8 protein-coding genes are annotated in these 13181 nt (G+C 52.9%); 2 read left to right on the top strand and 6 right to left on the bottom strand.

Annotation, left to right across the window (positions count from 1 at the left end):
* Positions 1–71: 71 nt before the first annotated feature.
* The 4 genes from L5470_RS03810 to rpoB form a co-directional block, all read right to left on the bottom strand.
* Positions 72–653, bottom strand: coding sequence for a thioredoxin family protein (locus L5470_RS03810; protein ID WP_099798851.1), 582 nt, complete (start codon positions 651–653; stop codon positions 72–74).
* A 397-nt stretch (positions 654–1050) separates the two neighbouring features.
* On the bottom strand, positions 1051–5049 hold the full coding sequence (locus L5470_RS03805; protein ID WP_499498338.1) for a DNA-directed RNA polymerase subunit beta'': 3999 nt from the start codon (positions 5047–5049) through the stop codon (positions 1051–1053).
* A 13-nt stretch (positions 5050–5062) separates the two neighbouring features.
* Positions 5063–6931 (bottom strand): DNA-directed RNA polymerase subunit gamma, encoded by a 1869-nt coding sequence (locus L5470_RS03800; protein ID WP_099798849.1) that lies wholly within the window; start codon positions 6929–6931, stop codon positions 5063–5065.
* Between the two features lie 71 nt (positions 6932–7002).
* The gene (gene rpoB / locus L5470_RS03795; RefSeq protein ID WP_099798848.1) at positions 7003–10335 is read right to left on the bottom strand and encodes a DNA-directed RNA polymerase subunit beta; all 3333 of its coding nucleotides are present in this window, start codon (positions 10333–10335) and stop codon (positions 7003–7005) included.
* Between the two features lie 458 nt (positions 10336–10793).
* Here rpoB and L5470_RS03790 point away from each other — a divergent pair, with 458 nt between their 5' ends.
* Positions 10794–11330, top strand: a complete 537-nt coding sequence (locus L5470_RS03790) for a DUF2062 domain-containing protein (protein ID WP_099798846.1) — start codon at positions 10794–10796, stop codon at positions 11328–11330.
* On the opposite strand, the gene L5470_RS03785 is transcribed toward L5470_RS03790, so the two are convergent.
* Entirely contained in the window at positions 11290–12009 is a 720-nt protein-coding gene (locus L5470_RS03785; protein ID WP_099798845.1) for a peptidylprolyl isomerase, read from the bottom strand. The two genes, L5470_RS03790 and L5470_RS03785, sit on opposite strands and share 41 nt — an antisense overlap.
* Before the next feature lie 250 nt (positions 12010–12259).
* Here L5470_RS03785 and L5470_RS03780 point away from each other — a divergent pair, with 250 nt between their 5' ends.
* Positions 12260–12595 carry a carbon dioxide-concentrating mechanism protein CcmK gene (locus L5470_RS03780; RefSeq protein ID WP_099798844.1) on the top strand — a complete coding sequence of 112 codons (336 nt, stop codon included), beginning with the start codon at positions 12260–12262 and terminating at the stop codon, positions 12593–12595.
* 125 nt (positions 12596–12720) lie between these two features.
* Here L5470_RS03780 and L5470_RS03775 read toward each other — a convergent pair whose 3' ends face one another.
* The gene (locus tag L5470_RS03775; RefSeq protein WP_499498256.1) at positions 12721–12996 is read right to left on the bottom strand and encodes a hypothetical protein; all 276 of its coding nucleotides are present in this window, start codon (positions 12994–12996) and stop codon (positions 12721–12723) included.
* Positions 12997–13181: the final 185 nt, after the last annotated feature.

The raw sequence follows: 13181 nt of genomic DNA, 5'->3' as shown, positions 1-13181 counted from the left end.
AGCTGGTGTAAAAGTGCCACCGTTGTCTATTTCATCATGCCCAAACCAGCATTCATCAACTAACGCCAGTGTTAACCGTAGTAGGCTGGTTCGTTCCCCGGTTTCCACTTGATATTACAGCCCAGGCTTGGTTTTTGATCTTCGCTGGGGGTGCCACCGCTTAAAACAGTGTCAATTGCCTGCCGCAGGTCTTTGCCGGTCACTGGTGCATCGTTGCGGGGGCGGCTATCGTCTAATTGCCCACGGTAAACTAGTTTGCGATCGCCATCGAAGAGGAAGAAGTCTGGGGTGCACGCCGCGGTATAGGCCTTAGCAGTTTCTTGACTCTCGTCGTAGCACAGGGGAAAGGTAAACCCCAATTCCATTGCCATGGCCTTGAGGGAGTCGGGGGCATCATCTGGGTAAGCGGCTGCATCATTGGCGCTGATCGCCACAATACCCAAGTCACTGTCTTTGTAGTCCTGTCCCAGTCGAGCCAGTTCCTTTTCGACATGTTTGACATAGGGGCAATGGCGGCAGATAAACATCACCAAGAGCGCCTTTTTCTCGGCAAAGGTACCCAGGGAAATGGTTTGTCCGGTCACCACATCGGGGAGTTGAAAGTCGGGTGCTGGGGTACCCAAGGCCAGCATTGTGGATTCTGTTCGTGCCATAGAACCTCCTGAAGATCGCCTGTCAATGGCGAAAGCGTGACAAATTGTAAAGTTTTACAAATTAGTAATATCGTCCCTAGTGTACTCTTTTGTGGTTGCAATCAGGGGGTGTTGATTGCCAGTTTGAGCAACGCAGGGCTAGCCTACCTGCGCGTCCTTGTCCTGAACTCTCGTTTATAACTCTCGGCTAGGGAAGTTACTAATATGTTGAGACTCCCTGCACCGCAAGGAGTCTCCATTACTTGAACAAGCAAGAACCACTAGGGCAGTTTACAAGCGCTGCCACTGCTTGGGCGTTTTTCGCGCCGTTGGAATCAGCGCCACCCTGCCAGCCACAATGATCGCACGTGAATTGCTTCCTACTCCGATGGGACGTGGCGGCTTGGCTGAATGAGCATCAATCGTCGTCTTCGTCATCCTCATAATCATCCTCAAAGTCATCGTCATCGAGGTCATCCCCGATCAGCTCATCCTCATCATCGAGGTCGTAGCTAGATGCCACACGACTGGAACGGGAGCCAGTAAATTGCTGGACAACGTGAGATGCCGTTTCATCGTCGATTAACACATCTTCGCTCAAGTCTGCGCTAGGGCGCGGCACTGGTTCAGGTTCAGGCTCAAGGGTTACGATGTGGCTACGACCAGAGCGATCTTCACTCTCCTCAAAACCTTCTTCCTCGCCATTGGCAGTGTCTTCATAGCTATTGAAGCCCGTGCCAGCCGGAATAAGACGACCAATAATCACATTTTCCTTGAGACCCCGTAGCCAATCCGATTTACCCTCAATGGCAGCTTCAGTCAGTACCCGCGTTGTTTCTTGGAAACTGGCGGCGGAAATGAAGCTATCGGTATTCAGCGAGGCTTTGGTAATGCCCAATAGAACAGGGGTGTATTGGGCAGGGGCACCGCCGGTTAGCGCCATGGGTTCATTGGCCTGCTCGGCTTGACGCAGGCTCATCATTTCCCCAGCAATGAGGATGGTATCTCCGGCATCATCGATGCGCACCTTGGCGGTCATTTGCCGCACCACCACTTCGATGTGTTTGTCGGAAATTTCAATCCCTTGGGTAAGGTACACCGACTGTACTTCGTTGACTAAGAAGGCTTGAACTTTTTCCAAGCTAATTTGGGCTGCTTTCAATAGGCCTTCGGGTTTGTAGTATTCGAAGTAAATAGAGAGGATGTCATGGGGATCAATTGGGCCATCGGTGAGCGGATCGCCAACATTGACTTTTTGCCCATCCACGACAATTGGGTTTTGCCCCGGCAGCATTGGGTACTCTTGGATAGCACCATCTTCTTCGATAACCTTGAGATCAACGGTGTCATCGTTGTTGTAGGTCACTTGGCAGGTGCCTGGGCGGATGGCTAGAATGCATTTTTCCTTGGGATGGCGAGCCTCCAACAGTTCCTCAATCCGTGGCAGACCTTGGATAATATCGCCGGTTTTCGCCCGCTCAAAGACCAAGAGGGCAAGGTTATCTCCCCGCTGCACCAAGTCACCGTCTTCGATCTGCAAGACTGCCCCCGGTGAAACAAGGTAGGGGCGTGCTAACCGCAGCACAACGTGATCGCTGGCAACCTCCATGACGGCAGCGGTTTCAGGACACTCAACCCCTTTGGCAATTTCATCTCCCGGACGTAAGAGATCGCCAACCTGCACGCTGACGGGGTTCCCGTTGGTATCAATGCGGAGGAGATCGTCCTCGGTAATGACTAAAATACGGCGGACTGACTCACCACTGCGGAGAATTCCCTGTACCTGCCCCGCCTGCTTGGCGTTGATGGCCGTACGGGCAATGACAGCCCCCGGCTCGATATGATCGCCGTCTTTTACTAGCAGGGAGGTGAGGGTGCTGCCTTGGGTTTGGTCAGCAGACACATCCCGCCGAATCACCAAGGATTCCAAAATAACCAGTTGTAGCCGTTGTGCCCCACTGTCGGACTCGTCAGCAACAATTTCAATGTCTGCCGCCAACTGTGGTGCTTCGCTGCCAATTTCAAGGACGAGTTGTGTCCGCAGCAGATCGACCCCGTCGACGGATTTGACCCGCTCATCATGCTTATAGGGAAGGCGTTGGACTGCCCGCAGGCGAATAGATTGACCAGAGGCATCACTGGAATCTTGGCTAGGCACCGATGGCTCATCAGGCACGCTAAACTCTTGCACAGGGCGCAGGAGCACTGCCGGTCCTTCAGGGCTATCTTCAAGGTAGTCCACTTGACAGAGGAACTCGGCAACCAACCCCGGCAAAATTTCAGTTCCCGGATAGGCAAGGGTGCCGTGCTTCAGTCGTGCTGCTTCAGGATCATCCACCAAGTGGAGGTCTCCAGGCTTAATGATAATTTCCCGTAAAATGTCATTTTTTTGGATGACTTCCACAACGCCGCTGTTTTGGCAGAAGATGTCCTTGACGACTTCGGTGCCCGCTTCTACGTACTGGCTGTCCTCCACTAACAGCAGGGAAATATCCTTGTTCACTTCGTGGGTTTCCTCGGGCACCCACAGGAGTGTGCCGCCCTTGAGCACTTCGTAGCCTTGTTTGGCTTTCCCTTTTTTCGCCACTTMAATGTCGGCGTACTTGAGAATACCGCCAGTCGGCGTATGGTAGCGATCGTCAATCAGTTCCGCGACAACTTGGCCATTGGCCACCTTTGTACCCGGAGCCGCCTTTAGGGAAAAGCGTTGACCCGCAGCCGTTTCAATGATGTAGTGCTCGCGGCCTTGGTGCGTTTCCTTCAGCACTTTGGCTTTGTCCAGCATCACCGAGGCGGTAATAATTTCAACTTCACGGCCACTTTTACTTTCCTGCTGCTCTGGCAGGCGGACAACCCCACCGTGTTCAGTTTTAACAGTAGTTTCCGCAAGCACCGCCCCCGCCTGAATAGAGTCGCCATTTTTGACGACAGGCTCGGCTCCGGGAGGAAGGTTATACACTTCGCCGGACAATACCCAGATTAATCCTCCTTTGGGGGCAACCCGAGTGGTTGTGCCTTGGCGATCGCGCTTCTCTTCTGCCTCAAGATTGACAAACTTCACTTGACCTGCGAGGTCAGAGGCCACGTCCTTGGTGACTTTTTCGGTGGACTTGCGCACACTGCGGGAGGTCTGGGCAACTTCCGCTAGCAATTGCCCCGCTGCCACCTGTTCGCCATCTTTGACTAAGAGAACTGACCCTTGGGAAAGGTCAAACTCTTGGCTGCGCTGTCCAGCTTTGACACTCAACTTGCCGGAGGTTTCCACTAAGAAGGCATCCTCTCCATGGCGGGTGCGGAAGGGACGCACGCGGAGTTTTTTGCCATACTCTACCGTTCCGGCAAAGGGAGATCGCTCTTGCCGCGCCACTTCGCCAGTAAATACACCGCCGGTGTGGAACGTGCGCATCGTTAACTGCGTGCCAGGCTCCCCAATCGACTGAGCGGCAATAATCCCGACGGCTTCCCCCATATCCACCAGTTGCGCGTGGGCGAGGCTCCAACCGTAGCACAGACGGCAGACGGAGCCGGTGGCTTCACAGGTCAGGGGCGATCGCACCGCAACCTCTTCAATGCCTGCTTTGACAATAATTTTGGCTAATTCAGCAGAAATGGGTTGATTTTTAGCTACAAGAACCTCACCGGTTTCTGGATGGCACACATCCTTAAGAGCCACTCGCCCCAGCAAGCGATCTTCAAGAGCCAGCACCTTGTCGCCTACAGTCATACTGCGCAGGGTAATACCGCGCTCAGTCTCGCAGTCCTCTTCACGGATAATGACATCCTGAGAAACATCCACCAGTCGCCGCGTCAGGTAACCTGAGTCTGCCGTGCGCAGAGCCGTATCCACCAGCCCCTTACGGGCACCGTAGGAGGAGATAATGTACTCCGTAACCGTCAACCCTTCTCGAAAGTTCGTTTTAATCGGCAAGTCAATGATTTCCCCTTGAGGGTTAGCCATTAGACCACGCATCCCCACCAACTGTCGGACTTGGGAAAGATTTCCCCGTGCTCCCGAAAAGGCCATCATATAGACGGAATTGAGCACATCTGTATTCCGGAAGTGACGCACCACCTCGTTTTTGAGTTCTTCATTGGTGGTATTCCAAGTGTCAATGACCTTTTGGAAGCGCTCTACTTCGGTAATTTCCCCGCGAGAGTAGCGATCCTGAGCGGTTTTGATTTCTTTTTCGGCAGCTTGGAGCAACTCTTGTTTTTTCGGCGGCACCAAGAGGTCATCAACGCTGATGGAGACACCTGCGCGGGTGGCATAGCGAAAACCCAAATCCTTGATCTTGTCAGCCATTTCCGCTGTGCGGGCAGTGCCAAAGTGGCTGAAAGACCACGAAATTAAATTCCGCAATCCTTTTTTGTCAATGATGCGGTTAAAGAAAACAGGGGTCGTCTCAGTCATGGTGATGGGGTCTCCCAAATTAACTGGCTAGGGCTTCTTGAATGGTTTGGTTGTAGATAATACGACCGGGGGTGGTGCGGATGTACTGAGAAATGAGTTGACCATTGGCATCTTCCTTGACCCGCCGCAGGGCGTACTCCAGTAATCGTGAGCCGTCACTGTGGGTGGTCACCGTTGGCTCACTGGTATCGCCATCATCCACAGCGCCGTCGTAGCGAACCCAGACAAAGGCGTGTAGCGGTAACTTGCCTTGTTCGTAGGCCATGACAACGTCTTGAAAGTTGGCATAGTAGCGATCGCCATAGTCCGGTAGCTTTGGATTTTCCGCCGTCAAGTAATAGCAGCCGAGCACCATATCTTGGCTAGGCGTAATAATGGGCTTACCCGTTGCTGGCGAGAGGATATTGTTAGACGCCAACATCAGCATCCGTGCTTCCGCTTGGGCTTCAATGGAGAGGGGAACGTGAACCGCCATCTGGTCGCCGTCAAAGTCAGCGTTAAAGGCCGGACACACCAGTGGATGCAGTTGAATCGCCCGACCCTCCACCAGAATCGGCTCAAAGGCTTGAATCCCTAAGCGGTGAAGTGTTGGGGCGCGGTTCAGCAGCACCGGATGCCCATCAATGACTTCTTCGAGCACATCCCAAATCACCGGATCATTGCGCTGGATCATGCGCTTGGCGGCCTTAATGTTATTGACAATCTGCTGGCGAATCAGCCGATGAATCACGAAGGGCTGGAATAATTCAATGGCCATTTCCCGGGGCAAGCCACACTGGTGCATTTGCAGATTTGGCCCCACCACAATCACCGAGCGACCAGAGTAGTCCACCCGTTTTCCAAGCAGGTTTTGACGAAAGCGTCCCTGTTTGCCCTCAATAATATCGGAGAGGGACTTGAGGGGGCGATTATTGGCACCCACCACCGTGCGACCCCGGCGGCCATTGTCAATCAGTGCATCCACGGCTTCCTGGAGCATCCGCTTTTCATTCCGGACAATAATTTCTGGTGCCAGAATTTCCTGCAAGCGGGCAAGGCGATTATTACGGTTAATCACACGCCGGTAGAGATCATTGAGGTCAGAGGTGGCAAAGCGTCCACCATCTAACTGCACCATGGGGCGCAAATCCGGCGGAATCACTGGAATGACCGTGAGCACCATCCACTCCGGCTTAGCTCCTGTGGCAATAAAGTTGTCAATCACCCGCAGGCGCTTAATGAGCTTGGCGCGTTTCTGGCCTTTACAGTTAAGAATTTCTTCCCGCAATTGCTCTGCTTCTGCGGGCAGATCCAAATCCTGTAAAAGACGTTGAATGGCCTCAGCACCAATACCGACCTCAATATCTTCAAGTTCGGAATCTTCGCTGTAGATCTGCTCTTCGATCTCTTGCCACTGGTCTTCGCTGAGCAGTTGCTTATAGGTCAAGTTGGGATGATTGCCGGGGTTAAGCACCACATAGGAGTTGAAATAAACAATTTGCTCTACATCCCGCAGTGGAATGTCAAGGAGAATGGCCATGTAACTGGGAATTCCCTTGAGATACCAAACATGGGTCACAGGGGCGGCCAGCTTAATGTAGCCCATGCGGTGCCGCCGTACCCGAGATTCCGTGACTTCCACACCACAGCGTTCGCAGACAATGCCGCGATGCCGCACGCGCTTGTATTTACCGCAGTGACACTCCCAATCTTTTGCTGGCCCAAAAATGCGCTCACAAAAGAGACCGTCCATTTCTGGCTTGAGGGTGCGGTAGTTAATGGTTTCTGGCTTTGTGACTTCACCCACGACTTGACCGTTGGGCAAGGTGCGCTCTCCCCACTGGATAATGCGTTCCGGTGAGGCGAGAGACACTTTTACATAGTCAAAGCGTTGCTCGATTCTGGGCATAAACTCACGAATCCTCTGGCAATAAATAGGTTAAAGGGAGAGGCAAAAACTCCCCCCACGTAGCTGTTGATCTAGGGAGTGGTGACACTGTCTTTTTCTTCAAAGTCATCCCCTTGCAAGGACTCAAATTCGATTGTGGGACGCACAGGGGTACGCCGTGGACTGACATCCACCATCAGATCCACTTCGGGGTCTGGCTTGGTCTCGCCATCGTCATCAAAGCTGGGAATACTGGACTTACGCACAGAAATATCCAGACACAGGGATTGCAACTCCCGCATCAGCACCTTAAAGGACTCTGGGGTGCCCGGTCGCGGAATGGATTGACCTTTGACGATGGCGTTGAGGGCTTCATTGCGCCCCTGCATATCGTCAGATTTAACGGTGAGCAGTTCTTGCAGAATATAGGCGGCGCCGTAGGCTTCCAGTGCCCATACTTCCATTTCGCCAAAGCGTTGCCCTCCCTGCTGTGCTTTGCCACCAAGGGGTTGCTGGGTCACGAGGGAGTAGGGGCCAGTTGAGCGGGCATGAATCTTGTCATCGACTAAGTGCACTAGCTTGAGCATGTAGGCCATCCCCACCGTGACGGGGCGATCGAAGGGTTCACCGGTGCGGCCATCATAGACCACCATTTTGCCCGGATCCGCAGGATTAAAGACCCAATCTTGACCTACTTTTTCTTTGGCTTCTTGCAGTTTGGCATGCACGGTTTCGCGAGATTTTTCCTTGCCGTGCATTTCGTCAAAGGGGGTGATCTTAAAGCGCCGCCCTAAACATTCACCCGCCCAGCCCAGCAAGCACTCATAAACTTGGCCGACGTTCATCCGCGAGGGCACCCCCAAGGGATTGAGGACAATATCTACCGGGCGACCATCTGGTAAAAAGGGCATATCTTGCACCGGTAGAATTCGAGAAATAATCCCTTTGTTACCGTGGCGACCCGCCATCTTATCGCCGACTTGGATTTTGCGTTTTTGAGCCACATAGACCCGCACCACCATATTGGCGCCCGGGGGCAGTTCATCTCCCTGCTCGCGGGTAAAGACGCGCACATCAACGACACGGCCTTTTTCACCGTTGGGTACCCGTAGGGAGTTATCCCGGACATCCCGTGCTTTTTCACCAAAAATGGCTCGCAGCAGTTTTTCCTCCGGTGGTTGATCCGACTCGCCTTTGGGGGTAACTTTGCCCACCAGAATATCCCCCGCTTCAACAAACGCGCCGACGCGGATAATGCCGTTTTCGTCCAGTTGCCGCAGGGCATCTTCTGAGACATTGGGGACTTCGCGGGTAATTTCTTCGGGGCCAAGTTTGGTTTGCCGCGCCTCGATTTCGTATTTTTCAATGTGAATGGAGGTATAGACATCCTCCTGCACCAACCGCTCGCTGATGAGGATGGCATCTTCGTAGTTGTAGCCTTCCCATGGCATGTAGGCCACAAGAATGTTTTGCCCCAAGGCCAGCTCGCCTCCCTCGGTGGCTGATCCATCGGCAATGACTTGACCTGCACGGACGCGATCGCCCATGAAGACAATGGGGCGTTGATTCAAACAGGTGTCTTGGTTGGAGCGTTGGTATTTTTGCAAGGTGTAGGTTAGCTCGCCGCCGTTGTCGGTTTTGATGCGGATTTGGTTGGCATCCACATAGGTCACGACCCCATCCGTTTGACTGAGGATGACCATCCCCGAGTCACGGGCAGCTTGCGCCTCCAAGCCGGTACCCACCAAGGGACGGTGCGATCGCAGCAGGGGAACCGCTTGCCGCTGCATGTTAGACCCCATCAGAGCGCGGTTGGCGTCATCGTGCTCAAGGAAGGGAATCAGGGAAGTGGCCACCGAAATAATTTGCACTGGCGAGACTGCCACATAGTCCACCTGATCGGGTGTGGTGGTGGTAAAGTCTTGGCGATAGCGCACAGGTACCACATCCCCAAGGATGTAGCCGTTTTCGTCGGTGGAGACATCTCCGGGTGCCACCCGCTTATCATCCTCTTCGTCTGCCGTCATGTAAATGGGGGGCTGATCTTTGAGGACTCGTCCCTCTTTCACCGGATAGAAGGGCGTTTCAATAAACCCGTACTCATTGACCCGGGCATGGGTGGCCAAGGAGCCGATGAGGCCAGCGTTAGGGCCTTCCGGGGTTTCAATCGGGCAGATGCGACCATAGTGGCTGGGGTGAATATCCCGTACCGCAAAACCAGCGCGCTCCCGTGTCAGCCCACCTGGACCTAGGGCACTCAAGCGCCGTTTGTGGGTTAGCTCTGCGAGGGGATTGGTTTGATCCATGAACTGCGACAGTTGACTGGAGCCAAAGAACTCCTTAATTGCCGCCACTAGGGGCTTGGGATTCACCAAGGAAGCAGGGGTCAAGGAATCGGTATCGGAAACCGTCATCCGTTCGCGAATAATCCGCTCGAGGCGGTTCAAGCCCACCCGCACTTGGTTCTGGAGCAGTTCTCCCACCGAGCGAACCCGACGGTTCCCTAAGTGGTCAATGTCGTCAATACTACCAAGGTCAAATTCCAAGTTAATGAGATAGTCAATGGCCGCCAAAATATCCTCTGGCGTGAGAATCCGCACCGAGTCAGGGATATTCAGTTGCAGCTTGCGGTTGAGCTTGTAGCGACCCACACGGCCAAGATCGTAGCGCTTGGGGTCAAAGAAACGGGACTCAAGTAACTGCTGACCGCCAGAAACGGTGGGTGGCTCCCCGGGGCGCAGTTTTTTGTATAGCTCAATGAGGGCATCTTCTTCGGTGAATTTACCCTCTTTTTCAACGGTTTTTTGGTAGTACTCAGGGTGACGTAGCCGTTCGCTAATTTCGCTGTCACTTAAGCCCAAGGCTTTGAGAAGCACGTGAGCCGATAGTTTACGGGTTTTGTCAATGCGCACCCACAGGAGGTCATTTTTATCGGTCTCAAATTTTAGCCATGCTCCGCGGTTAGGAATAAGGCTGGCATTATAGGTGCGGCGCCCATTTTTGTCCGTTTCAGACTTGTAATAGACACCGGGGCTGCGCACAATTTGGTTGACAATGACCCGCTCAGCACCATTGATAATAAATGTGCCACGGTCGGTCATCAGGGGCAGATCCCCAATGAAGACATCCTGATCAATAATGTTGCCGTTTTCTTTGTTAATCAAACGGGTCGGGACGTACATTTGCATTGAATAGGTGGCATCCCGACGTTTGGCCTCATCTACTTCATACTTGGGCTGCTTCAGTTTGTAGTCTTTGGCTAAGAAGTGCAGCTCAATTTTGCCCGTATAATCCGTAATAGGTGAGAAACTCTCTAGTTCTTCAATTAGCCCTTCTTCAAGAAACCATCGGAAGCTGGCCCGCTGAATCTCGACAAGGTCTGGCAAGGTAAAAGCGGGTGGCGTGTAAGTCTGGTTACTAGCCATGTATATCCTCTAGAGGGTATCGCTAAAACGCGGATCTTGCATCCTAAGACATTTGTGGTAACGCTGTCAATAACAGACAGCAAAAAGTCTCCACACAGCCCTTGTGCTGCTGGAGAATTGGTGTCATGACTAAGGGGGGCGAAAAAGACGTTGACACGTGTCACTATTGCGCTGGCAAGCCGCTTACCTACGAGCATAGCACAGAAGTGTACGGCAAATGGGCTTAAGGGTTATTGTTGACGAGATTGTAATGTACAGTGGCGACGAATCAGCAACTGGACGTAGTCTTGGCTGTCTTGGCGCTACTTCAGAGGCGTGCAAGCAGACGGGATCAATCAAGCGCCTAGGGCACAAGAAGAGAAAGAAATTCTCTGCTATGGTGGAAAGTGGGGTTTCGTAAACCCGTACCGCCTACACAGCGGGGTAGTTAGTTCATTTCAAGCTCTACCGAGAACCTTATGGTGCCGTTGCCCTTGTTTGAGCATCCACGCCGCTTCCGCTGGCAGCAAAACTTACGACGGTCGGTTCGTTATTACTATTTACGTCTGATGCGCTCCCATGGGAGTACTGAACATGTGGCACGGGGGCTGGCAGCCGGTGTGTTTGCTGGTATGTTGCCTCTGTTTGGTGGCCAAATGATTATTGCTGTTGGCTTGGCACTGCTCCTGCGGGGGAACAAGCCCCTCGCAGCACTTGCAACTTGGGTCAGTAATCCCTTTACCTATGTGCCCCTGTTTTGGTTCAACTTTCAAGTGGGCTGGTGGCTGTTGGGTCAGCCATCCCTAGTGTTAACAGGCGTGGACTCTTGGGCATCAGTGCTTGAGCAGGGGGGACAAATGGCTACTATTCTGATGTTTGGCAGTGTTTGGGTGGGGGTTGTTGCTGGCTTGCTCACCTATAGCCTTTGCTTGCGGCTGTTGCCCACCCTCCGCCAACGCTTTCGCCGGCGATCGCTTATGGCTGCTGTAGATGCTCCAGCCCCGCCACGACTTTAGCAGACTGGATGCGATCGCCCATTTGGATACTGTCCACCACATCCATCCCCTCTGTAACATAACCAAAGACAGCATAGTTGCCATCCAGAAAATCGAGTTGTTGCAGCGCAATGTAAAATTGCGCCGAGGCGGAATCCGGCAATTGCGATCGCGCCATCGCCACTGCGCCGCGGGTGTGATTGAGTTGCGGTGATACCTTGCCTGCCTGACTATAGGTAGGAGTGCTACTGCCTTTGCCTAAAATTTCAAGGGGAATGTAACGGGGGCGATTTGTCTTTGGATCAATAAATGAGCCAGTGCCGTACAGTTGGGGTGACACAGTCGGATCAGTGCTTTGCGGGTCTCCCCCTTGCACCACAAACGGCTGTGGCTCGCGCACCACGCGGTGAAACACAGTGCCATCGTAAACACCGCGATTGACAAGATCAACGAAGTTGCCAGCCGTAATGGGTGCTGCGGCACCATTGACCTGAATGGTAATTGGGCGATCATTAACGGTGATCACTACGGTGGCATCACCATTCAGTCGAGGTAAATTTGCCATAGATGTATTACTTTGTGCTCCAGGAATCGAACTAGTGTCAGCAACCGAAGAGAGAGAGGCACAACTCACGAGGAATATAACTGCCAGCAATGCAACTAGCCGTGGAAAGAGTGTGCTTAGATGCAAATATCTCATCGTTAAACCACAAATTGCTAACCTTAGTTCATTATGGGGCTGAGGGGACACGTCTTGGCAGATTGTGTGGGTACAGAGGAAATGGTATGCTGAGCTTACACTGCCGCGCCTAAACCCTAAGACATCGCACGTATAAGAGGGGGCGTCTCGTTCAGTCCATCCCCTTAATACCTGACGAGGCTGGCCTAGTCTTGGGGTCAGGCACCTCACAAGCGAGTGTAACCGTCTTTTTTGTGTAGGAGCTGCATTCATGCCCATTGCCGTTGGGATGGTGGAAGTGCTAGGTCATCCTCCCGCGTTGGCTGTTGCTGATGTGATGGTCAAGGCTGCCCGGGTCACCCTTGTAGGGTATGAGCGTGTGAGTGGGGCGCGGCTGACAATTATTGTTCGTGGCGATGTGTCAGAGGTGCAAATTGCGGTTGCGGCTGGKGTAGAAGCAGCCAAACGGATTCCTGCCGAAAGCCCTAAGGAGAAAACTCTGTATCTGTCTTCAACAGTGATTCCGCGACCGGATCCAAATCTGGAAGCGATTTTTCCAACGATGTGTTTTCAGTTTGGGGATGGTTGGGAGCAGTTTCTAGTCTAATGCAGTAACCGACAGAGGAACGAGTGCTGGCGATCGAGACTGGGCTTGTGTGTAACAGGCCAACTGGACAGTTCTGGGTGATTGATTGGCGCCTCTATAACCCCGATAGCGACGGGCACAGTCAGTTAGACCACGTCAGTGATATGCGCAAAGGCGTAGTTAACAGCAAGCAGTGACCGTTGCGCATCGTCTGGATCAATCGTGTTGACGCGGTTATCCCAGTTGGCAGTGGGGTGAACATCTACAAAACGATTACTGAAGTTGCGCTCAGCACCAACGGATGGAGCACGAACTCCGCCAAGCCCACCACCAAAACCACCGCGTGGCAAAGCAGATGCCGCTGAAGCAGTGCTCAAAATCACTAAGATCGGCATGAGGGGATGGGTGAGGTGTTGGCTCATGTTCTAAAAGCTCGCTACATGGAGGGTATAGGGGGTATAGGTTGTAATGTATCACTTGAAAATTGGCAGCTTTAGAGAAATTCAGCAACTCTTAACAGTGAGCGGAACCAAGGGTGATAAATTTTTACGCTCTTGAGGGGATGTCTCCCGTCACAGCCACTTAGCAAGGGACGTTCCGAGGCCAG

The organism is Synechococcus sp. PCC 6717 (assembly GCF_022698185.1).
Lineage (GTDB): Bacteria > Cyanobacteriota > Cyanobacteriia > Thermosynechococcales > Thermosynechococcaceae > Thermosynechococcus > Thermosynechococcus lividus.
Note: the sequence above shows the minus strand (reverse complement) of the source record. Positions and strands in the feature narration are given on the sequence as shown.